This is a genomic window from Streptomyces sp. KLMMK (assembly GCF_036961605.1).
GTDB classification, from domain to species: Bacteria; Actinomycetota; Actinomycetes; order Streptomycetales; family Streptomycetaceae; genus Streptomyces; species Streptomyces telluris.
Map to the genome: position 1 here is coordinate 1 of NZ_JBAMDC010000035.1, position 21,158 is coordinate 21,158.

The 21,158-nt window shown below is 70.9% G+C and carries 17 protein-coding genes and 1 tRNA gene; 9 read left to right on the top strand and 9 right to left on the bottom strand.

The window, feature by feature from the left end:
* Positions 1–375: 375 nt before the first annotated feature.
* From V7793_RS09500 to V7793_RS09520, 5 genes are all read left to right on the top strand, one after another.
* On the top strand, positions 376–1,344 hold the full coding sequence (locus V7793_RS09500; RefSeq protein WP_336004278.1) for a polyprenyl synthetase family protein: 969 nt from the start codon (positions 376–378) through the stop codon (positions 1,342–1,344).
* A gap of 236 nt (positions 1,345–1,580) precedes the next feature.
* Positions 1,581–1,880: a chaplin gene (locus tag V7793_RS09505; RefSeq protein ID WP_336004280.1), complete on the top strand. Its 300-nt coding sequence runs from the start codon at positions 1,581–1,583 to the stop codon at positions 1,878–1,880.
* Positions 1,881–2,042: 162 nt separating this feature from the next.
* Entirely contained in the window at positions 2,043–3,518 is a 1,476-nt protein-coding gene (locus V7793_RS09510) for an AlkA N-terminal domain-containing protein (protein WP_336004283.1), read from the top strand.
* Positions 3,519–3,590: 72 nt separating this feature from the next.
* Positions 3,591–4,067, top strand: a complete 477-nt coding sequence (locus tag V7793_RS09515; protein ID WP_336004355.1) for a methylated-DNA--[protein]-cysteine S-methyltransferase — start codon at positions 3,591–3,593, stop codon at positions 4,065–4,067.
* A gap of 10 nt (positions 4,068–4,077) precedes the next feature.
* Positions 4,078–5,193 carry a DUF5937 family protein gene (locus V7793_RS09520; RefSeq protein WP_336004357.1) on the top strand — a complete coding sequence of 372 codons (1,116 nt, stop codon included), beginning with the start codon at positions 4,078–4,080 and terminating at the stop codon, positions 5,191–5,193.
* 19 nt (positions 5,194–5,212) lie between these two features.
* On the opposite strand, the gene V7793_RS09525 is transcribed toward V7793_RS09520, so the two are convergent.
* The 5 genes from V7793_RS09525 to V7793_RS09545 all read right to left on the bottom strand — a co-directional run bounded on the left by V7793_RS09525 (position 5,213) and on the right by V7793_RS09545 (position 14,642).
* The gene (locus V7793_RS09525) at positions 5,213–12,589 is read right to left on the bottom strand and encodes a LamG domain-containing protein (RefSeq protein WP_336004286.1); all 7,377 of its coding nucleotides are present in this window, start codon (positions 12,587–12,589) and stop codon (positions 5,213–5,215) included.
* Positions 12,590–13,204: 615 nt separating this feature from the next.
* Entirely contained in the window at positions 13,205–13,453 is a 249-nt protein-coding gene (locus tag V7793_RS09530) for a hypothetical protein (RefSeq protein WP_336004289.1), read from the bottom strand.
* Positions 13,454–13,525: 72 nt separating this feature from the next.
* A complete protein-coding gene (locus tag V7793_RS09535) occupies positions 13,526–13,816 on the bottom strand; it encodes a hypothetical protein (protein ID WP_336004292.1) in 291 nt (96 codons plus the stop codon).
* Positions 13,817–13,818: 2 nt separating this feature from the next.
* On the bottom strand, positions 13,819–14,079 hold the full coding sequence (locus V7793_RS09540) for a hypothetical protein (protein WP_336004295.1): 261 nt from the start codon (positions 14,077–14,079) through the stop codon (positions 13,819–13,821).
* Positions 14,080–14,084: 5 nt separating this feature from the next.
* Complete coding sequence (locus V7793_RS09545) at positions 14,085–14,642, bottom strand: DUF5994 family protein (RefSeq protein WP_336004298.1); 558 nt, start codon at positions 14,640–14,642, stop codon at positions 14,085–14,087.
* A 306-nt stretch (positions 14,643–14,948) separates the two neighbouring features.
* Between V7793_RS09545 and V7793_RS09550 the strand changes: the two genes are divergently transcribed.
* Positions 14,949–15,425, top strand: a complete 477-nt coding sequence (locus tag V7793_RS09550) for a DUF5994 family protein (RefSeq protein WP_336004301.1) — start codon at positions 14,949–14,951, stop codon at positions 15,423–15,425.
* A gap of 22 nt (positions 15,426–15,447) precedes the next feature.
* Here the strand turns inward: V7793_RS09550 and V7793_RS09555 are convergent, their stop codons facing one another.
* The gene (locus V7793_RS09555) at positions 15,448–15,870 is read right to left on the bottom strand and encodes a YjbQ family protein (RefSeq protein WP_336004302.1); all 423 of its coding nucleotides are present in this window, start codon (positions 15,868–15,870) and stop codon (positions 15,448–15,450) included.
* Positions 15,871–16,198: 328 nt separating this feature from the next.
* Here V7793_RS09555 and V7793_RS38165 point away from each other — a divergent pair, with 328 nt between their 5' ends.
* Positions 16,199–16,624 (top strand): STAS domain-containing protein, encoded by a 426-nt coding sequence (locus tag V7793_RS38165; protein ID WP_443057871.1) that lies wholly within the window; start codon positions 16,199–16,201, stop codon positions 16,622–16,624.
* On the opposite strand, the gene V7793_RS09560 is transcribed toward V7793_RS38165, so the two are convergent.
* Positions 16,586–16,687: transfer RNA gene (locus V7793_RS09560), tRNA-OTHER, on the bottom strand. The two genes, V7793_RS38165 and V7793_RS09560, sit on opposite strands and share 39 nt — an antisense overlap.
* Positions 16,688–16,983: 296 nt before the next feature.
* Here V7793_RS09560 and V7793_RS09565 point away from each other — a divergent pair.
* Together V7793_RS09565 and V7793_RS09570 are read left to right on the top strand one after the other, a co-directional pair.
* Positions 16,984–17,775 (top strand): hypothetical protein, encoded by a 792-nt coding sequence (locus V7793_RS09565; protein ID WP_336004306.1) that lies wholly within the window; start codon positions 16,984–16,986, stop codon positions 17,773–17,775.
* An 18-nt stretch (positions 17,776–17,793) separates the two neighbouring features.
* Positions 17,794–18,963 carry a helix-turn-helix domain-containing protein gene (locus tag V7793_RS09570; protein WP_336004359.1) on the top strand — a complete coding sequence of 390 codons (1,170 nt, stop codon included), beginning with the start codon at positions 17,794–17,796 and terminating at the stop codon, positions 18,961–18,963.
* Positions 18,964–19,190: 227 nt separating this feature from the next.
* Here the strand turns inward: V7793_RS09570 and V7793_RS09575 are convergent, their stop codons facing one another.
* Positions 19,191–20,438: an XRE family transcriptional regulator gene (locus tag V7793_RS09575; RefSeq protein WP_336004308.1), complete on the bottom strand. Its 1,248-nt coding sequence runs from the start codon at positions 20,436–20,438 to the stop codon at positions 19,191–19,193.
* A 156-nt stretch (positions 20,439–20,594) separates the two neighbouring features.
* Positions 20,595–20,948, bottom strand: coding sequence for a winged helix-turn-helix domain-containing protein (locus V7793_RS09580; RefSeq protein WP_336004310.1), 354 nt, complete (start codon positions 20,946–20,948; stop codon positions 20,595–20,597).
* Positions 20,949–21,158: the final 210 nt, after the last annotated feature.

Sequence of the window (21,158 nt, forward strand, 5' to 3'; positions counted from 1 at the left end):
ACTGGCCTGATGGCGACGGTCCGGGGGACGGCTTCGGTGCAGGTCACACGGGCTAATCGGAGGATGATACGACCGGTGGCCGGGGCAACGGCCCAGGACGGCCGTGCGGCGACAGCCGATTATGAGCCACACGCGAGCCACCCTCGTACGCGCGCACGGGCCGCAAGCCGCCTTCTGAGCCTGCCCCGACCGGCCGGCCGGGCGGTCGAGAGCGCCATGAAGCAGGAGGGACGGCGCATTCCGGTATGGCAGGAAACCGTCGCTTCCCGAGCGTTCCCGTGGGCAGTCTTCTGGCCGGTCAGGCTCCGCCCCCGGGCGGGGCGCCCGCCCGGCAGGGTCGGTCGCAGGACCGAAACCGATCCAGGGAGGCACACGATGACGACCCAACCCCAGCTGCCCCGCGCGGTGGCGCCCCGGGAGCCGGTTCCCCAGATCCAGCGCGCCGGGATGCTCGACCAGGTCGAGAAACGGCTGCGCGGCCTCCTCAACGACGAACACCGGCGCTGGCGCACCGCCGACGCGCGGGGCGCCGGCATCGTGGAGTCCCTCGCCGAACTCGTCGCCGTGGGGGCCGACCGGGTCCGCCCGGTCATCCTCCTCACCGGCTATCTCGCGGCGGGCGGCGACCCGGAGGCGTCCGAGGCCGTCGAGGCCGCCGCCGCCCTCGAACTCCTCGACACCTGCACCCTCATCCGCAGCGACGTGCGCGACAACGCCGCACTGCGCCGCGGCATCCCCACGCTGCACGTCAGCCGCGCCGCCGAGCACGAGCGCAACGGCTGGGCCGGCGAGGCCCGGCGCTTCGGCGACTCCACCGCCACCCTCGCCGGCGACCTCGCCCTCTCGCTCGGCGACCGGCTCGCCGCGCGCCTGCCCGCCGCCGCGTGGCAGATCTGGGACGACATGCGCACCGAGCGCGTGATCGGCACCTACGCGCACGAGGCGATGGCCGCCGAATACCTCGACGACCCGTGGCCCGGGCGGTGCATATCGGGCTGCGACCGGGGCTGCACGGCGGGCTGGTACGCCCTGCGGCACCCGCTCCGGCTGGGCGCCGCGCTCGCCGGCCGGAGCGACCTCGACACCGCCTACGACGCCTACGCCCGCTCGCTGCACGCCGCGTGGCGGCTGCGCGGCTTCCTCGACGGCGGCCCGGAGTACGACTGGGACGCGGAGCTGCTGCGGGAGATCCTTCTGGAGCGCGAGGAGCGCGGCATCGCCGAGCGCCTCATCCGCGAGCTGGTGGACCGGGCGTCGCGGACCGCGGCCTCCTCGCGGCTGGCCGACGGGTGGTGCGAGGAGCTGACGGCCTTCGCCGTGCGGATGGCGGCGGAGCGGGGGTGAAAAGCGCTGCGCCGTACGGGGAATTCCGCCCGGGAATTACCGCGGATTCCTGTGTGGCGTATGCATGGACGGGGCCGTGGAAAGGGCGGGACGCCGGGGGAGAAAGGCGGTCACCCATCCGCACCACGTACGAAACCTTTGCGGGCACCGGGCGTTGAAAAGCACACCCCGGCCCTTACCGGTCGGGCGCCCCCCAGTTCGACCGAGCAAGACCAAGCAGCAAAGGTGTCTCCCCCATGTCACGAATCGTCAAAACGGCTGCCCTGACCGCCACCCTCGGTGCGGCGCTCGCGGGTCTGACCGGCCACGCGCTGGCCGACGCGGGCGCCAAGGGCGTGGCCGCCGGTTCCCCGGGCGTCATCTCGGGCAACGTCATCCAGGTCCCGATCCACATCCCGATCAACCTCTGCGGCAACTCGATCAACATCGTCGGCCTGCTGAACCCCGCGTCCGGCAACGTCTGCGTCAACGCCTCCGGTGGGCACGGCGGCCACGGCGGCCACGGCGGGTACGGGCACGGCGGGTACGGACACTAGGAGACGAAGGGCGGTCCCCGGGGTGCCCCCGCCCCGGGCCGCCGCCGCGGTGTGGCGCCCCGATCCCGTCGCGGGCGCCACGCCCGTCCCCTCCGGGGCCGGCCGACGCAGATGTCGGATTTCCGCGAGATCGAGGGCGGGCGGTCCGCCAATACTGGCGGCATGCACAACGACGTGGACCGGTGCGTCCGGGCCGTACAGTCCAAGGACGCCCGCTTCGACGGGTGGTTCTTCACCGCGGTGACGACCACGCGGATCTACTGCAGGCCGAGCTGCCCCGTGGTGCCGCCCAAGCCGCAGAACATGACCTTCTACCCGAGCGCGGCCGCCGCGCAGCAGGCCGGCTTCCGCGCCTGCAAGCGCTGCCGTCCCGACGCGAGCCCGGGCTCGCCGCGCTGGAACGAGCGGGCCGACCTGGCCGCCAGGGCCATGCGCCTGATCGCCGACGGGGTCGTGGACCGGGAAGGGGTGCCCGGCCTGGGGGAGCGGCTGGGGTACAGCACCCGCCAGATCGAGCGGCAGCTCGTCGCCGAGCTGGGCGCCGGTCCGCTCGCCCTGGCCCGGGCCCAGCGGGCGCAGACGGCGCGGCTGCTGATCGAGACGACGCCGCTGCCGATGGGGGAGGTGGCGTTCGCCGCCGGGTTCGCCAGCATCCGCGCCTTCAACGACACCGTGCGGGAGGTCTTCGGGCTCTCCCCGAGCGAGCTGCGGGCCCGCGCCGCCGGCCGTACCCGCCCGGGGCCGGCGACGACCGGCACGGTCTCCCTGCGCCTGCCCTACCGCGCGCCGCTCTTCCCGGACAACCTGTTCGGGCACCTGGCAGCCACCGGCGTGCCGGGCACCGAGGAGTGGCGGGAGGGCGCCTACCGCTGCACGATGCGGCTGCCGAACGGGCACGGCGTCGCCACCCTCCGCCCGGCGGACGGGCACATCGGCTGCCGGCTGGCCCTGACCGACCTGCGTGACCTGGCCGCCGCGGTCAGCCGCTGCCGCCGCCTCCTGGACCTCGACGCCGACCCTGAGGCCGTCGACGGCCTCCTCGCCCAGGACCCGCTGCTGGCCCCGCTCGTGGAACGCGCCCCCGGCCGCAGGGTGCCGCACACCGTGGACCCCGCGGAGTTCGCCCTGCGCGCGGTGCTCGGCCAGCAGGTGTCCACGGCGTCGGCCCGCACCCTCGCCGCCCGCCTGGTCACCGCCCACGGCACGCCCGTCGAGGACCCGGAGGGCGGCCTGACCCACCTGTTCCCGGCGCCCGGGGACCTGGCCGCGCTCGACCCGGAGACACTCGCCATGCCCCGCACCCGCCGCCGCACGTTCACCGCCCTCGCCGCCGCCCTGGCCTCCGCGGAGCTCGACCTCGGCCCCGGCAGCGACTGGCAGCGGGCCCGCGAGCAGCTCGCCGCACTGCCCGGCATCGGCCCCTGGACCGTCGGGACGATCGCCATGCGCGCCCTCGGCGACCCGGACGCCTTCACCGCCACCGACCTCGGCGTCCGCCTGGCCGCCGGCGCCCTGGGGCTGCCCACCACCCCCGCGGCCCTCACCCGCAGGTCTCGGGCCTGGCAGCCGTGGCGCGCGTACGCCGTCCAGCACCTGTGGGCGACCGGCGACCACGCCATCAACCGCCTTCCGGCCTGACCGCCCCGCCCGCCAGGAACCCTGACCGCCCCGCCCGATAGGAACACCGTGCCCGACCGCACCCACACCGTGATGGACAGCCCGTACGGCCCCCTGACCCTGGTGGCCACCGGCGGCAGGCTCTCCGGCCTCTACATGGAGGGCCAGCGCCACCGGCCACCCCAGGAGACGTTCGGCGAGCCCGACCCGGACCCGTTCGCCCGCGTACGCGCACAGCTGGAGGAGTACTTCGCCGGCAGCCGCACCGCGTTCGACCTCCCCCTCGCCCTGGCCGGGACCGACTTCCAGCGCACCGTATGGAACGCCCTCCTGGAGATCCCCTACGGCGAAACCGTCTCCTACGGCCTGCTGGCCGCCCGCATCGGCCGCCCGGCCGCGGCCCGGGCCGTGGGACTGGCCAACGGCAAGAACCCCGTCGGCATCATCGTCCCCTGCCACCGCGTCGTGGGCGCGAACGGCTCCCTCACCGGCTACGGCGGCGGCCTCCCGCGCAAACAGCGTCTGCTCGCCTTCGAACGAGCAGGCACCGTGAACGAGCAGGCATCATGACGTCGTGAGCGTGACCATAAACATCGCAGGGCTGCCGCGGGAACGGATCGTCTTCGAGACCTCGCCGCTAGGCGAGTTGTGCCTCGCCCTGCACGCGCTGGCCGAGCCCGGCCACCACCCGGGGCTGGCGGGCTGGGTCACGGCCACGGCCGCCGCGCTCCGGCCGGACCTCGCCGACCGCCTGCAGGAGGCCGACTTCCTGTGGCGCACCACGTTCTCCGACCTCTTCATGCCCTTTGCCGGGCTGCGCGGCGGCGCCGTCAGCCCGGGGGCGACCCTGGCCGACGAACTGGACCTGCTGGACCGGCTGGACGACGAGCAGTTCGTCACCACCGCCCTGGAGTTCTCCTGCCTCGCCCTCTACAACGAGGGCGGCGGCACCTCGCCGCTCACCGACCGGGCCGCGCGCACCCGGGCGCTGGAGCAGGCCGCCGCCCGCGGCCCCCGGCAGGTGGAGTTCACCGAGCGCCTGCTGAAGGACCCCGCTTCCGTACGGGCCTGGGTGCGGCGGCTGTTCGAGGACTGCGACGACGCCTTCTTCGCCGACATCTGGCAGCGGGTCGAGCCCCGCCTGGCCGCCGACGCCCGGCACAAGACGGAGCTGCTGCGCCGCAAGGGGCTGCGCGAGGCCCTGGCCGACGTCTCCCCGGCCCTGGTCCTGGAGGGCGGCGGCACCCGCATCAGGGTCGACAAGCTCGCCGACGGCAGGACCACGGCGCTGGATCCCGCCGTGGGGCCCGGCCTGACGTTCGTGCCCTCGCACTTCGGCTGGCCGCACCTGATGGTCCTGCACCGGCCCGCGTGGCGCCCGGTCGTCCACTACCCGGTCGGCTCGCACGAACTGCCCGCCCCCACCTCGGTCGACCTGCTCAAGCTGCGCCTCGAAGCGCTGGCCCACCCCGTGCGGATGCAGATGTGCCGCAGCACGGCCCGCACCGCGCACACGACGGGGGAGCTGGCCGGCGTCCTGGGCATCAGCGCGCCGGAGGTCTCCCGGCACCTGTCGGTGCTGAAGAAGGCCGGGCTGATCACCGCCCGCCGCCGGGGCCGCTACGTCCTCTACCAGCTGGACGTCAGGGCGGTGGCGCGCCTCAGCAGCGAGTTCCTGGAGGGAATCCTGCGCTGAGGCGCGGCCACCTGCGGCATCAGCTCTCGACGCCGTAGTACTGCGCGAGGAAGCCGATCACCTCCTCCGCGTGCGGGCTCAGCTCCGGCAGGTGCGCCGCGAGGGCGCTGCGCACGGCCCCGGCGAGCTCGGCCCGTCCGGTGGCCGCGCCCTTGACGTACGGGTCGAGGCGCCGGACGAGCTCGTAGTTGCTCTCCACGTCGAGCCGGCGCATCGTCCGCTCCAGCGGGGCGGCGCCGCCGGCCGGGACGGGCGGCAGCAGCCGGCTGACGAACGTGACGCGGTGCATCACGCGCCAGCACGGCGGCTTGCGGTCCGACTGGCGGGCCTGCCGCAGCGCTGCCGCGTTCGGGTCGGCGCCGTTCTCCAGCCAGGCCGGGTCGACGACCTTGTGGAAGAACGTGTCGAAGTGCTCGGTGTCCTCGCCGAGGTAGAAGCTGAGGAACCGGTACGCGTCGACCTTGCCGGGCGCGTTGACGGGCTTGCCGTCGGCGTCGAAGACCGGCTTGCGGTCGCCGTCGTACTGCTGGAGGTTGCCCGACGGCGAGCAGGCGACGCTCAGCCCGAAGGAGCGCGTCGCCTCCTTGCCCCGCGCCCGGGTGACGGACATGCCGCCGCCGACCGACGCGTCGAGCTGCGCGTTGACCCCGATGCCCATCACATCGAAGGACGTGCCCACCGAGGCGCCCACGGAGCCGGACATCGAGTACGAGCCGGAGGTCGTCTCGCTGACGGCGTCGGCCGTCTCCGTCGTCTCGGCGAAGAAGCCGCCGTCCGCCGTCCAGACATAGGTGTTGACCAGGTCGCGGCGCGAGAAGCCCGCACCGGTGGAGCTGCCCGCGGTCTCCCGCCCCTTGCCGGGCGAGGTGTCGCCGCCGATCGCGCCGCCCAGCACCCGTCCGGCGCGCTCGGCGGTGGGGTCCGGGGCGCGGGTGTCGGTGGAGACCGACTCGTAGTAGCCGTGCAGCCGCTGCTGCTCGCGCTGGATGCGCCGCTTGATCGCGTACGCCTCGCGCGGCTTGTAGTAGCTGTACTCGCCGTGGTCGCGGCCGCCCGCGTAGTCGGGGTCGAGGACCTTGCCGCGCTCGTCGTAGCCGATCGTTCCGTCGAGCGTGCCCTGCTTGGTGTAGCGGGGGTTGAGGGGGAACGGGACGACGTTCCAGTCCTTGGGGATGTCCGGGTTGGGCTGGATGCGGTAGGCGACCAGGGTGCCGCTGTGCGCGAGCCGCAGCGCGAAGACGTCCGCGGTCTGGGACTGGACCAGGGCGAAGCCGGTGTTGACGGGGACGTAGCGGCGGCCCAGGGAGGGGTTGAGGGGCTTGAGCGGGTCCTCCCAGCTGCCCGACAGCTCGACCTTCATGGCGCGGGCGGTGTTCTCGCCCTGGGAGACGGCCGTCTCGTCGGCCCAGCTGTTGGAGAACTCCAGGCTGCCGCGCACGCCCACCGACACCTTGGCCTTCGCCACGGACTTGGCCACGCCGAAGCCCAGCGGTGCGGCGATCATCCACATGTCGACGTCGACCTCGTTGGAGAGGGCGAAGCCGAACGCGGCGTCGACGCTGCGCTCCTTGGCCGACGACAGCGAGTGGACGACCTGCTCGGCCTCGGTGAACTCCACCGAGGCGACGCCGTCGTAGGTCGCGCGGTCGGGGTCGACCGTGTTGGGCGTGAGGTTCTCCGAGGGCACCGGCGGGGCGCCCTCGACGTAGCCGACCAGCTGCGGGTCGAACTGCACCTGGCTCACCCACTCGCTGACCAGGTCGCCGACCTTGTAGCCGGTGACCAGGTGCCAGCGGCCGTCGCGCAGGTAGCCGTACGCCCGCTTGAGGACGCCGGACGCCTCGCCCTTGACGGTGTACTGCATGTCCGCGTACTCGGCGACGGCCGGCGCGCCCGAGACCGTCTCGTGGAACGGCGTGCGCATCGCGGCGAGCGCGGAGCGGACCTGGGCGGTGTCGCTGGAGACGGGGGCCGTGGACAGGACGGCGGCGGGGCGGGCAGGGGCGGCGCGCAGCGCCAGGTGGTTCCCGCGCAGGCCCTCGTCGCGTACGAGGTCGGCCGTCTCGTCGGTGGAGGCCCGGTCGAAGGACCAGTAGGCGATCAGGTCCTCCTTCTCGCCCCGGAGGCGGGTGAAGAGGTTGTCCAGGACCTGTTCCTGGGTGCGGGCGGTCCGCCAGATCCGCACCTCTTCCAGGACGCCGTGGAAGGGCTGCCCGGCCTTGCCGTCCTTGAGCCGGGCGCCGAGGGAGAGCTGGGCGTCCCCGTAGTCCGCGAAGTCCGCCTCCGCGACGGCGGCGGGCTCCAGCGGGTCGCAGGCCACCGAGACGCCGTTGCGGTAGAGGCGGAAGACGCTGCCGCGCGGGTCGGGGTTGGCCGTCCAGCGGGCCCCGCGCAGCCGTGCGGGGTGCGAACCGGTGCTGTCGGCCGCGGTGTTGCCCGCGTTCTCCTCGAAACGCCAGTGTGCCGTCAGCCCGCGGTCGCGCGCCGAGACGGGCGTGCCGAGCTGCGCCGCGTCGCGGGCCACGCCCCACAGCCGCACCTCGGAGACGACACCGGTGAAGGAGCGCGTCTCCAGGCCGTCCCGGGCGCGGCCGATGTCGAGCGTGCCGGTGTTGCCCTTGGGGCCGGGCCCCTCGTAGCGGGCGGTGCCGGCCTCGCGGCCGTCGACGAAGAAGCGGACGTCCTGCCACTCCTGGAGGTCGACGGACTCCACGAGCTCCACGGTCTGCTTGACGGGCTTGCCGTCGGCGCCCGCCGCGGTGATCTCCTTGGAGCCCTTGCGCTCCTGCATCGACCGGCCGCCCTTGCGGACGACGGCGATCCGGTGGAACGTTCCCGCGGTGAGGGCCTCGGTGGAGGCGAACCGCACCAGCTTCCCGTCCGGCTCCTCGAAGCCGAACTCCAGCCGCCCGTCGGGCAGGACGAGCAGCCGGTACGGGACGCTGCCGCCCGCTCCGTCGGCGGCACGCCCCTTGGAGAGCAGGCCCTGCGGGGTGCCGAGGGCGTCGACGCGGCAGAACACCTCGACGGTGAGGTCGCCGGTGACGTCGAGCGCATCGTTGTCGGGCACCTCCAGGTACGCCCCGTCGGCGAGCCCGACCGCCCACGACTGCTCGTAGGCGGCGGCCAGGTGGGTCCACTCGCGCAGGGGGAAGGCGGCGCGGGTGGCGGTGAGGCGGTCGCCCACGGCGGCGACGATGCGGTAGCCGGGGGCCTCGCCGGCGGTGAGCACCTCGGGGGCGGTGGCGGTGGTGACCGTGCCCTTGAGGGAGACGGTGCGGTGCTGCGGCGAGCGGTCGGTGACGACCGGCTTCCCATCGGCCCCGGTGGCCGTTCCGGCACAGGGCCAGTAGCCCTGGAGGCCCGTCTCGTCGCCCGTGAGCCGCTTCTCCATCCGCTCACGGATCTCGGACCCGGTGCGGGCGGTGCCCCACAGCCGGACCTCGTCCATCTCGACCCGGGCATAGTCCGGGATCCATCCGGAGTGGGAACTGCCGAAGCTGAAGGGCCCGGTCCCCCAGTAGCCGCGCGTCGCCGTGCGCCGGGCCACTTCCGCACCGTCCCGGTAGATCACCTGCTCGCGGGAGGCCGTGGTGTAGACGCAGGCCCAGTGGTGCCAGGCGGTGTCGGTGTACTGCTCCTTCGTGTCGAGGTCGTCCCCGTAGAAGGCGAAGGTGAAGGCTCCGTCCGCGCGGAAACCGATGTGCAGGGAGGAGTTGTCGGCGGCGTGGGACGTGCCGTGCCCGGCCACGATCTGCTGGCGGCCGTCAGGGGCCGCGGGCCGCCGCGCCCAGAACTCGACCGTGAAGTCGCTCCCGGACAGCGGCACCTGGGCGTCCGTGACGGCGAGGCCGCTCTTGCCGTCGAAGGACAGGGCGGGGGTCGCGGGCGGCGCGGGCGGGGCGAGCAGGCCGAGGGCGAACGGGTGGTCGCCGGTGCCGGCGTGCACGACGCGGGCGGCGCCGGGCACGCGCTCGGGGTTGACCCACGCCTCCAGGGTCAGGTCGCCCGTCGCGGCGGCGCGGTCCAGCTGCGCGTCCATGGCCAGGACGTTCTGCCGGCCGTCGAAGGCGTACGCCCGGCCGGGCTTGTCCGCGCGCCAGCGGGGGCCGTGACCGGTGACGAGGTCGGGCACGGCGCCGAGCGGCACCTCCTGCGCCCGGCCGGGGTCGACGACCAGGAGCCGGGAACCGGCCGACAGCGGCACACCGGGCCGGTTGCTCCCGGCCTGCTGCGCGTAGTCGTACGCCCGGCCCGCCGCACCGTTGACGGCGGCGGCGAAGTCGGCGGCCCGGCGCGGCAGCCGGCGCCAGATCTCGTACTCCTCGCCGCGCTCGACGGTCATCTCGCACGTGCCGGCGTCGCCGACGTCCATGATCCGGATGCTGAGGCCGGCGAGGTCGGTGCCCGCGTCGCGGGCGGCGAACGTCAGCGCCGTGCCGTCGGGGCCCGCGAGCTGCCGGGTGGCGCGGGAGACGAGGGTGTCGTAGTAGGTGGCGAAGAACTGCCCGTCGGCGCCCCGGAAGTACAGCACGACGCTGCCGGTGGCGCTGTCCAGCAGGTACGGGCGGTCGGCGCCGCGGGCGAACTCCAGCAGGGCGCCGGAGCAGCTGAGGCCGGTCCGGTCGACGCAGAGCTGCGGCATCGGCAGCGCGATGTCGTCCGCGCCCTTGAGGCCGCCGGTGAGGCGGGCGAGCTCCTCGCGCTTGGCGGTCAGCTCGGCCTGGACGACGGCGAGCTCGCGCTGGAGCCGGCCGATCTTCTCCTGGCCGGCGTCGGCCTCGCGCAGCCGGGCCTCGGCGAGCGCGAGGCGGTCGTGCTGGCTCTGGGCCTCGGAGTCGTACCCGCGGGGCCGGAGCCGCTCCATGACGACCGCCGCCTCGCCGCTGGAGGTGACCGTGCCGTAGTCGTACTGGACCACCCGGTCGCGGTCGATGCGGTCGATGGCGCTGATCGCCTTGCCGCTGTAGCGGTTGACGATGGCCGAGTGGCCGTCGCCGAGGTCGCGGACGGTGAAGTGGCTGTTCCAGCCGCTGATGTTGCGCCGCCACAGGACCAGCCCGGCGCCGTTGTCCCGCCGCTCGTCGAGGACGTGCACGTCGAGGGCGCCGGCCTCGTTCATCATGAAGTAGAGCGGATGGCCCTCGTGGGTGTCGCCGTACTCGACGAAGTGCCACACGGCGGTCGCGTCGTTCTTGTCGGTGGTCCTGATCAGCGGGGCGTCGTTCTTGAGCCGGCCCGACACCGCGAGGTAGAGGTCCTGGCCGTCGCGCTGCTGCTTGAACCGCACGCGCCAGAACCAGGCGAGCAGGTTGGCGTCCAGCCGGCTCTTGAGCGCGTCGCGCTCCTCACGCGCCTGCTGCGCGTCCGCGGTCTGCTGCGCCAGCCGCGCGATCTCCGTCTCCTTGCCCGCGGCCTCCCGGTCCAGCTCCCGCACCTGCGCGTCCAGCCGGCTGATCGCCTCGACGTCCCCGCTCGCCTCCGGCGCGGCCAGCACCGGCAGCGCCAGCTCGTCCGGCACTTGGGCGAGCCGCCCGTCCCGGCCGACGCCGAAGTCGACGGTGGCGGCGTACGCCTCCTCGGTCGCCGTACCGGTCTTCGGGTCGGGCCCGGAGGTGGCGTACGACAGGAGCACGCGAGCCTGGCGCTTGGCCGGCTTGGGCTCCTGCCCGTAGCCGACGGCCGTGTCCTCCTGCTGGTGGTAGAGGACGGCGGACAGGCCGGAGACGACCGCGCGGCCGGGCACGGCGAAGCTGTCGCGCCGGACGCCCGGGTGGTCGCCGACGGGCGCCTCGGAGGTGACCCACTCCGGGCCGCCGAGGAGCTCGCCGTGGCGGGCGTGGTCGGTCTGGTCGTACAGGCGGGTGCCGGATCCCTCGTCGAAGCGGTAGTACGCGACGAGACCGGGGTCGTTGCCGATGAGGCGGAGACCCTTGTCGCGCTTGAGCTCGTCGGGCGTGCGGGCGCGGTCCCAGATCCGCACCTCGTCCAGCTCGGCGCGGGCGCCCTGGGCGAGGGCGCGGCCCAGGAAGAGGGCGCCGGTGCCCGTGTAGTCGCTGTCGGTGGTGCGGCTGCCGGCCTCCTCGCCGTCGCGGTAGACGGCCTGCCGGCGGGCCGTGTGGTCGTAGACGCAGGCCCAGTGGTGCCAGGAGGTGTCCGTGACCGGACCGTCGGCGTTGAGGTCGTCGGCGTAGAACGCGAAGGTGAAGCGGTCGTCCTGACGGAAGCCGATGTGCAGGGACTTGAGCGGGGTGCCCGACTCGTCCCCGTGGCCGACCAGGAACTCCTGCCGGCCGTGCGCCGTGCGCCGCGCCCAGAACTCGACGGTGAAGTCGCGGCCTGCGAGCTCCGGCCCCTCGGCGACGCGCACGTGCGCATCGCCCTCTCCGAAGGCCAGCGCGGTCTCCGCGTGCCCCTCCGTGCTGATCACGGGTATCAGCGGCTGCCCGGTGAACGGGCAGGTGCCGGGGGAGCGTTCGTAGACGGCGTCGCGGTGGGCCGGGTCGGGACTCGTCCAGGCCCGGGTGCCCTGGAGGTTGAACAGCCCGTCGCGGCCCTGCTCGACGTTGAAGGAGTCGATACGGCCGGTGGCGTCGTTGTGCGCGAAGACCTGCCAGCGCTGCTGCCCGTGCACGGCGGTGGGGACCAGCAGCGCGGCGAAGCGCCCGCCGGAGAGGTTCCGTACGAACGACAGCTCCTGGGTCGGCTCGCGGAAGGGGCGCCCCTCCATGTCCGTCGTGCCCAGGCTGTCCTTGGCCGAATCCGGCCGGTCCTTGTGCCGGCTGCGCCGGTAGCGGGCCTCCAGTACGGGCTTCAGCTCACCGCCGACCAGCAGGAACCGGTCGCACAGCAGGGTGTCCGCGACGAGCGGGACCTTCGCGCCGTCGCGGTCCTTCACGTAGTCCGCCCGGTCCGGGTCCCCGGACGACGCCCCGCCGGCCAGCTTGTGGACCGCGTCGGGGTGACCGGCGCCCACGGACTGGCGCAGCACCACGATGTGGGTGCCGTCGGACAGCGCGTGGAAGGGGGCGAGCGCGGTGAGCCTGGCCGTCGTGGACAGGAACGGGTCCGTCTCGTCCGCGCCCAGCCGCTCGCCGGCCGCGGCCTCCACCCGGCCGCCGCGCTTGACCGCGGGCAGCGCGGTGGCGCCCACGGCCGCGAAGCCCACGTCCGTGATCTCCGACGGGAAGGGCAGCGGCAGGGGGTTCTCCGACCAGTAGGCCGCGTCGAGCTCACCCCTGGCCTCGTCGTGCTGCGCCAGATCGAGAACCGAGTAGACGAGCCGCCGCCGGTCGTCCATGGCCAGGGCGACCGTGGTGCCCTGGTGCCGCACGGTGGTGGTGTGCACGTAGGAACGGTCGCTGTAGACCTTTAACAGATGCTGCTCGCCGGACAAGGCGTGTCCTCCAAGTGGTGCGGCCGGGCGGCCGTGAAGCGGTGGGATCGGGAAGTTCGGGAAGTTCGGGAAGATCGGGGAAAGAGCCGGGGAAGAGGCGGGGAGGCCCCGCTGACCTGCGCCGCTCCCCGCCCGCGAGCGCAGCGATCACACGATTTACCGACGCGAATCCCGCGTCAAGGAACGCTTTCCGCCAGTGGGTCCGGAAACAGGACCCACGGGGGACCCGCCGGGGGCCGGGGCGGGAGGGAAGTAAAAAGCCCCTCCCGGCGGGAGGGGCGTGCAGTGTGGAGAGAGCGCCCCGGACAGGGCCCGAATCTGCGGCCGAGCACCCGATGAAGCGGCGGGCCCGGGGGCCGGGGCTGTCGCCCTGCCGGAGCCCGGCCGGGCGAACTCCTCGTCCGCACCGCCGGATACCGGAGTCGGCAGAGCCCGGGCCGACGACGAGGGCTGAACAGCCTTGAGCGGCGCCCGGGCCGGGTGAGTCGCCGCGCTCGGCTCGTCCGGCAGATTCCCGTGCGGCTGTCGTCGTGATCCGGCCGGGTGCCGGCGGGCGAGGGGGTGACGTTCCTGTTCGGGGCCTGTTGGGGGCCTGTTCGGGTCCTGTGCGGGCCGCTATTCCGTAGTACCGCGGCAGAGCCCCTCGACGCGGAACCACAGGCCCGGGGCGTAGACCGCATGGACGACGGCTTCCTCTCCCCTGGTGACCCGCAGGATTCTCAGGGTGCCGCCGGGAAGCACGTCGTATTGGTAAGTGGTCTCGGAGTCACCTTCGACGGTGTCGTCGTAGGAGATGTCCGCCGTACGGTCGTTCGCGTATTCCTTCGGCGGACGGTTCTCCACCAGCTTGATGAAGACGCTCATGGGCCAACGGTAAGGGCCTCCTGCGAGCTTCGCCCCTCGGCATCCGGGCCCCGTACAGGGCGCGCGGGCCGTTCAGGTCTCGTCGTGCTGTGTGCGGTCGACCGCCGGAGCCCGGCTGGTCGCCAGCCAGGATCGCGCGGGCCCGGAGGGATGCGTGGTGTCGACGGTGAGGTGGAGCCGGGTGCCGCCTTCGCGGCCGGCCGGGTAGCTGCGTTGCTCGGTGGAATCGAAGCAGTGCCGGAGGACTTCCGCGACGCGGCGGGCGGTCTCGGGGGACGCGGTGACGATGCGAACGTCGGCGCGCCCCGCCGGCGGAACCGGCTCCGGCGGCGCGGGGGTGGATGTGGCGCGTGCGGACGACATGGTCACCGCCCCCGGCCGGAGAAGAGCCGGCGTCGCCTGCGCTCCCCGTGCGGTTGCTCACGGCGGCTGCGGGCGAGGAGAGGTCCGGCGGGGTCGATGGGTGACCGTGGGCGGTTCCGGCTCCTGCTGTCGCGCCACGGCAGGACACCGCTGTAGTGGAAGCCGGCGATCCTTTCGTCGTGCTGCGCATTGAGCCGGTGGATCAGGAAGGATCCCCCAGCGATCAGGCCGAGGATCACGGCCAGGGTGACAGCGATCTCCACGGTCCTCACATCCCTTGGGCGGAGCGGGAAGGACCGGTCGGGTTCCCGGCCGGCGGCGCGGTCCCACCGTCGCTCTCCCACTCCTCTTCGCGGTTCCGTGACTCCGCCGCGTCGTCGGCTGTTCGCTCGTCCTCCATCAGCCTGCTCGCGGTGAGGAGGCTTCCGGGGGTGGTCGCGGCGTACATCAGCCGGGTGGCTGCGGCCGGGTCGGTCTCCGGCGGGATGACCAGCAGGTCCAGGCGGTCCGCCGTGCAGGAGAAGAGGAGGAGCTTGTGCGGGTCCTGCTCATTGGCGAACCACCCCACGTGCACCGTGTGTCCGGTGACGGGAACCTTGCGGGGGATCACCGGCCAGAAGGCCGGATTCACCGTGACGCGGGTGACCCGTCCCCAGGAGTGGTCCAGCCGCTCCGCCAGTGCGGGGAGCTCGCGGGAGAGATCGCGCGAGCGGGGCCACCAGGCGCCGTCCAGAAGTCCCGGCGCCGTCCCCGGCGTCAGGAACAGGCGAGCGGGCGGTGGAGGGGCATGCTCATCGGTGGTCGGATGATCGACGGTGACGGCCATGATGTGAACCTGCCCCCGGGCACATCGTCGACTGCCCGGCGTGGTGACTCGCCGGGAACGACACCCGCATGGAGGCGGGGGTACGAAGTGCTCCCGGTCTCCCCACCCTACTCCGGCAGGCGGCCCGGAGACCTTGCCCGGCCAGGCAATCTTCCGGGAGCACGGGTGTGCGACGGTCCTGTGGGCGAGCCCGCCGCCGGCCTGCGGAGTACGGTGGGGTTACTGCGAGCGCTTCACCGGGTGCTGCCGGCGCAGTTCCGGACGGCGAGCGAACGCGCGTAACTCCCGGAGGCGGGCGAGCACACCATGGCCGATTCCGACACCCCACGCCTTCCCGGGCTTCTGCCGGACGTGATTCACCGAGCCCTGAAACCCGGGACGGCGCTCCTGCGGCTGGAGACGACCCAAGAGCGCGGGGGAGTCCTGGACGGCGCGTGGTGGCCGCGCTCCCGCGACATCGGTGCCGAGCTTCCCGCCCTGATCACCGCCCTGACCGAGCACCTCGGCCCCGTCACGCGCGTCGGCCTGGACGCGAGTGCCTGGCAGGAGCTCCCGACGCGGCTGACCATTGACGGCCGGGTCGTGCGCATCGACTCCTTCCCGGTCGGTGACGACACGGTCCTCGTCACCCGGGGCGAGAACGATCACTTCGCCCTGCTGGTGGTCCCGCCCGACGCCACGCCCGAGGCGGCACGTGGCGCGATGGCCAGGGCCGTGCGGGCCGACAACGTCACCCAGGCCGGACAGATCCTCATCGACACCGGCAGCACCCGGCAGACCTGAACGCCGGGGCGACGGCTCGGGGTCAGCTGAGGAAGGACAGCCGGACCCGGCCCGCGGCGCCGCCCCGGTCGGCGGTCACCAGAACGACGGACTGCGAGGTCCCCAGCTCCAGCTCGCCGCCGATCACGGGCAGCGTGGCATGGGGCGGGACCAGAGCGGGGAGCATGTGATCGTGGCCGGGGCCCGGACCGCCGTGCAGCTCTCGCCGGCGGTCGTCCGCGGGAAGAATGCCGCGGAGGGCCGCCAGCAGGTCGTTGTCGCTGCCGGCCCCGGTCTCGATGACGGCCAGGCCTGACGTCGCGTGCGAGGTGAAGACGTTCAGCAGCCCGTCCCTCCCGTGAGCGACTTCCCGGAGAAACGCGGAGCATGCGTTCGTCAGGTCGTGCATGGTTTCGGCGGAGCCGGTCGTAACGTCGGCGATGCGGGTGGTGAAGGTGCCGGTCATGGTTCACCAGTACCCGCTGTACAGGGCCGGCGCTGACGGCTGTACGGGTTGTTCCGCCGCGACTCCGGCCGCCGGGGGCCGCCCCGCCGCCCGACCCGTCTCAAAGGGCCTTTCCGTTCAGCCCTGTTCGTGGCGTACGGGCAGGACTAGGCTGCGCGGTGAGGCCCCAGCCCTCGGCAGCATCGAGATGTGATCCGCTCCGAGGAGGCACGTGGTGCCCGTAGAGCGCACGACCGTCCCCGCCCCTGCGGAAGCTCCCCGACGGGCGGGTGGGCGAGTGTCCGCATCGCATTGTCACTCCCCGCCCTCCGGCGGCCCACGAGACCGCGTGCTCACGGTCCGCGGAAGGCTGGACCTCTCCGGGGTCCCGAGACTGCGCGAGCGCCTCCTGCGCGTATCCCACAGCCCCGGAAGCCGACTGACCCTCGACCTGTCCGGCGTCACCTCCTGCGATGCCCTGGGCCTCGGGCTGCTCGTCGCCGCCGCCCGCTCCGCCCGGCACTCCGGCGGCGACCTCTGCCTCGTCGCACCGTGTCCCGCCGTCGCCCGGGCGCTGAAGGCCAGTGGGCTGACCAGGATCCTCCCGGTCTTTCCCGGCTTTGACGGACAGTCCGGTGCCGGGACGGGCGGCGGCCCTGCCCCGGCGCCCCCGCCAAACGGCCCTGACCAGCAAAAACGCCCCTCCCAAAGGGAGGGGCGTGCGGTGCCGATCAAGCGCCCCCGGCAGGACTCGAACCTGCGGCCAAGCGCTTAGAAGGCGCTTGACGCTTAAAGCGTCATGGGGTGGCTGACCTGGGCGTTTCCGTGACACAGGAGCCGCCGCGAGACGTTTTCGCCGTGTATTCACCGCGCTGCAGCAGCGCGGGTGGTTGCGGAGGCAGGGTCTCTGGCCCCTTGTTGCCATCTCGAACCTCGGGGTGGACCGGTGGTCATGGGGTGGCTTCTCGCGACGCCTGGCGTGCTGTCGCGATGCGGTAGCCCCTCCGGGGCGGGGCGGCTCCGGAGGGGCTACCCTGACTGCTGCGTACAAATGTTCGGTTCATTTAGGCGCGCAACGGAGGTCCCCTGGTTCAGTTTTGTGCACGAGTTACTGGCATGAGGTACTGTTCTGCCATGAGCGAGCAGCAGGATGCGCTTGACGACCTTGGTGTGTCGGGCGTGTTGGCGGCGATCAGCTGGGCCGGGGTGTCTGCCTACAAGCGGACCATGCGTGACTATGACCCTGAGTCCGGCCACGATCAAGGTTGGGTCGGTTATACCGCCCATGGGTTCCTGTGTGACAGGCAGGACCGGGTCTTCTCTTGTGGGCGCTATTCCGTAGCGTCGCCCGACGAGGCCAATTCGGGGCTCGATGTGGTGGCTGCAGGTCTTCTTCCGGGCGAGTTTGAATCCATGCCCAAAATTGCACCCGGAGTAGTCGCTAGGGCGAACTGGAATGGTTCGCCCGGTTGGCGCTGTGGTGCATGGCGATGGCTGCAGTCATCTTTTACGTTCGGTGAGAGCGATGCGATCCTCTGGGGGCAGAAGCGCCCCACCAAGCAGCGCGCGGCCTCTCAGGCGGTCCCGGACCAGCTGATGTTCCCCACGGATGAGGATGACCTGCAGTTCCTCAGGGTGGCAGAGGCGCTGCTTGCTGAAGAAGAGGACAGCGATGTCCTCACGACCTTGGTCTTGGGTCACAGTGTTCAGAAAGACCTCAACGTGCAAGAACTCTTGCTGGGGCGGTCTCGTTTGAATAAGGGGGGTGGGCCGGCCTGGTACTGGAAGCATGATCTCCTTGCCTCGCGTGTCGAGGGCCAGGGTCGCACCCTGCCTCCCGCCTTCCCGGCTCCGAGGCCCGGGCTGGATGGTGTGCCCGATGCGACTGTGCGCCTTCGGCGCAAGTCTCAGGAGGGCAGTGAATGATGAAACGGGTGGATGGAAATGCAAACTACTCGCCGTACCGAAGTACAGGTCGGTGACGCCTCTCGCCTATTCGATGGAAAGCGGCTTACGCTCGCTCGTCAGCTGGCAGGTATGCGCAAGAACGCATTGGCTGCGAGAATCGATAAGAGTGCAACGGCTGTAGCCGCCTACGAGAACAACTCCAAGCGTCCGGCGCCGTCCACCGTGGCGCAATTGTGTCTGACGCTTGGGGTTGATCCCGGGTTTTTTCTACCGGGATCGCAGGGGGCTGCTTCTACGGATGCGTTGCCTCATTTCCGTTCTCTTCGGACAACTTCGCAGCTGGTACGTGACCAAGCGACGGCCTATGGTGTTGTCGCTGGTGACGTCAGTGCAGCGCTCGAACGGTATGTCGAATTTCCGGACCCGGCAGTGCCGCGCCTCAGCGTCGACATCGATGGCGATGACAGCGACCTTCCAGAGCAGGCGGCTCGGATGCTGCGTGAGAGTTGGGGCGTAGGGGAAGGGCCTCTCGGGCATCTAGTGAGACTGGCTGAGAATAATGGCATTGTTGTCGTTTTCAGCCCACCACAGACTGCCTCCGTGGACGCGTATTCCTTTGAAGGGCAGAATCGGCCTGCAATTGTCCTCAATCCGGCTAAGTTCGATTATTATCGGCAGCGATTCGATGTTGCTCACGAGCTTGGGCACCTTGTTATGCATGTCGATGCTGAACCAGGTGGGAAAATAGTTGAGGATCAGGCGCATCGGTTTGCTGCCGAACTGTTGATGCCAGCAGATGCTCTCCGCGATGCTCTCCCCAGTAAAGCGGACTATAGAGTCTTGGCGATGCTGAAGGAAGAGTGGGGCGTTAGTATGCAGGCCCTTCTGTATCGCAGTCGCTCTCTAGGAATTATGAGTGACGTGACATACAGGAACGCCGTTACTTATATGTCTGCCAAGGGGTGGAGGCGGCGAGAGCCGGGAGTAATGCCCGCCGTGGAACAGCCCTCGCTTTTTCCGAAGGCCGTGGAGATTCTCGGTCAGGTGGGTATTGGGGAGACCGATTTGGTTCGAGAGTCGAGAGTTCCAGTGAATCTATTTAGGGCTGTAGTTTCGAGAACCCCGATTCATGAAGAGGCGGCGAAAATTCCTGTCGATGGGGATGCGGAAGAGCTGCCGAGCGGGGTTATCTCGCTCTTCTCCTAGCCTCTTAGGTGGATAGTTTTTCTCTGCGCGGCCCGGTCTGCATAATAGGTGCTGCGATCTAGGGGAATTGCCCCCCGGGATTTCATGTTTCTGCAGGGGATCGCACCAGGGGCTCAGAACTCTTTGCCCCCCGCTGCCCTGGCTTCAGGGGTAGCGGGGTCAGCTCCCTTGCTGCCTGACAGATGGGTGCTGCCCAGAAGGTCTGCTACTGGCTCGTTAGGAAGCTGCTAGGAAGGTAGGAAGCCGGGCTTTGCTCGACCTAGGTCACGCAAGTGGGAAAGATAGTCTTGCGCAGTCGGCTCTGAGCTGTAGCGTTCTCGCACGACTGCTGCGAGCTCCCGGCTCGTCATGATGAGAGACGGGACGGATTGCCGTTCTCCTTGGAGGGCGCGTTCCCCATGGGCCAGGGCCTGTTCAAGGTCTCCCGCGCGTGCTGCAGTTACCCCGAGCGTGACGCGAGCCTCGGCGTTCCGCATGGGCTTGCGTTCCGTGCCGTCGAAGTCGGTGCCGGCGCGCAGCACCTCGTTTGCCAAGGTGTGGGCGAGCTTGTCTTCGCCGACGAGGCGGTAGCAGTCCATCGCGTAAAAGTCGAACTTCGCGGGGTCGACTACGAAGTGGTGGTCGACATTGTCCGGATGCGGCATCCCTTCAAGAAGCCGCCGACCGCGGTCGAGAGCCACCTCGACCTGCCGTCGGTCTCCGAGGCGTGCCCATGCCTTGGCCTCTTGCGCGGCGAGCTGGACGGCGACGCTGTGGTTCGGCGCTACCTCGGCCCCTGCTTGCGCAGCCGCAATGACACCGCGGTAGTCACCTGTGGTGAGCGAGAACCATGCGCGCATTTCGTGGCCCCACCCCGCCACCTCGGAGTGGTCTGCCTCATTGGCTAGGGACAGGGCGGCCCGGCGGGTGGATTCCGCCGCATGTCGGTCGCCGGTGTCGTACTCCACGCACCCAACGAGGAGGGCCAACCAGCCTGAGAGGGCCAGCACTTCACGGTGCTGGGCGAGAGTGAGGCTCTTCGAGTGCAGTTCGACAACACGCCTTAACCACTGTCGGCCCTCAAGGAGAAGCTGACCGCTCGGCATGTACGGGTATTCCGAGCACAGTCGGTCCGTCGTGATGCGGAGCGCCTCAAGGGTGGCGTTGTCTACGTCGGACTTGTTGAGCCTGCTGACGATTTCGAGAGTTTCCATACCGCTCGCAGTAAGGATTTCCTTGTCGCCGTCGCGTCGGGAGGGGGCGGGGAATATCGCGTGTGTCACGGTGCCGAAGGTCGCCGCGATGAGCGGTTGGTAGAAATCGCCAGGCTTCGCCCCGGACTCCCAGCGCTTCCACTGGCGAACCATGCTGTCGTCGGCTGGTAGCTCGGTGGGGGCATGGGCCCTCAGAGCCTTCACCGCATCGAGCTGAGACCAGTTGCGAGCCGTCCGTTCGGCCGCGATACGCCGTGCCCATGCAGGTCGTTCGTCACCCATGCGCCCTCCTCCGAGTGCTGGTGCGAGTCTGGTCTGTCGGCCTAGGGGACACGCAAGAGGACAGTGTGGTGACAGCCGCAATGTCCCCTGTCCGTGTCGCCGCCCCCCTGCTGTCACTTATTGCACAGCGGTTCTTCCTTGCATGGTTGTTCCAGATCACGCACCGCCTGATGTGCCGTTCTCTTCGAGGGCCGCCACTCGTTCAGTCAATGCCTGAATCTGGAGGCGCAGTTCCATGAGCTCTTCTCCCACGTCCGGCTTACGAGCCGTCGACGCCTTACCTTCTGCCGCGATGAAGTACCCGCGGTTCCCGGCAGAGAAGATCAGTCCTTCGCCGATGAGGATGCCCAAGCCGTCGCGGATGGTCTGGCCGGCATACCCGAACTCCTTGGCAAGCTCCCGCGTGGTCGGCAGCTTGCCGTCCGGATACTTGCCGTCCCTGACGCGGGCCCGTATCGCGTCTGCCACCTTCACGGGCTTTGGTCTGGGATCGCTCGCCGCAACGCTCATGCCTACGAGCGTATCCACTGGCGCGCTGCGCAACGCGCTGCCACACAAGGGTTGCGCACTAGTGCGCACTAGTGCAAGCTGGTTCTAGGGCGGCCTCCGGATAGCTTGGGGGCCTCCAGACCCTGTTTGACCTGCCTAAAAGTGTGACCGGCCGCCCGGAGGGCCCCGTGAAACGGGTCCGAAGGAAGCGTCTGTTCTTTGAGAACTCAA

Coding starts and splice junctions, on each gene's coding strand:
- V7793_RS09545 (WP_336004298.1), bottom strand. CDS start 14,642: ATGGCCGTCACCGTCGATCATCCGACCACCGATGAGCATGCCCCTCCA.
- V7793_RS09570 (WP_336004359.1), top strand. CDS start 17,794: ATGCAAACTACTCGCCGTACCGAAGTACAGGTCGGTGACGCCTCTCGC.
- V7793_RS09580 (WP_336004310.1), bottom strand. CDS start 20,948: ATGAGCGTTGCGGCGAGCGATCCCAGACCAAAGCCCGTGAAGGTGGCA.
- V7793_RS09505 (WP_336004280.1), top strand. CDS start 1,581: ATGTCACGAATCGTCAAAACGGCTGCCCTGACCGCCACCCTCGGTGCG.
- V7793_RS09535 (WP_336004292.1), bottom strand. CDS start 13,816: ATGTCGTCCGCACGCGCCACATCCACCCCCGCGCCGCCGGAGCCGGTT.
- V7793_RS09530 (WP_336004289.1), bottom strand. CDS start 13,453: ATGAGCGTCTTCATCAAGCTGGTGGAGAACCGTCCGCCGAAGGAATAC.
- V7793_RS09550 (WP_336004301.1), top strand. CDS start 14,949: ATGGCCGATTCCGACACCCCACGCCTTCCCGGGCTTCTGCCGGACGTG.
- V7793_RS09565 (WP_336004306.1), top strand. CDS start 16,984: ATGAGCGAGCAGCAGGATGCGCTTGACGACCTTGGTGTGTCGGGCGTG.
- V7793_RS09575 (WP_336004308.1), bottom strand. CDS start 20,438: ATGGGTGACGAACGACCTGCATGGGCACGGCGTATCGCGGCCGAACGG.
- V7793_RS09510 (WP_336004283.1), top strand. CDS start 2,043: ATGCACAACGACGTGGACCGGTGCGTCCGGGCCGTACAGTCCAAGGAC.
- V7793_RS09515 (WP_336004355.1), top strand. CDS start 3,591: ATGGACAGCCCGTACGGCCCCCTGACCCTGGTGGCCACCGGCGGCAGG.
- V7793_RS09500 (WP_336004278.1), top strand. CDS start 376: ATGACGACCCAACCCCAGCTGCCCCGCGCGGTGGCGCCCCGGGAGCCG.
- V7793_RS09555 (WP_336004302.1), bottom strand. CDS start 15,870: ATGACCGGCACCTTCACCACCCGCATCGCCGACGTTACGACCGGCTCC.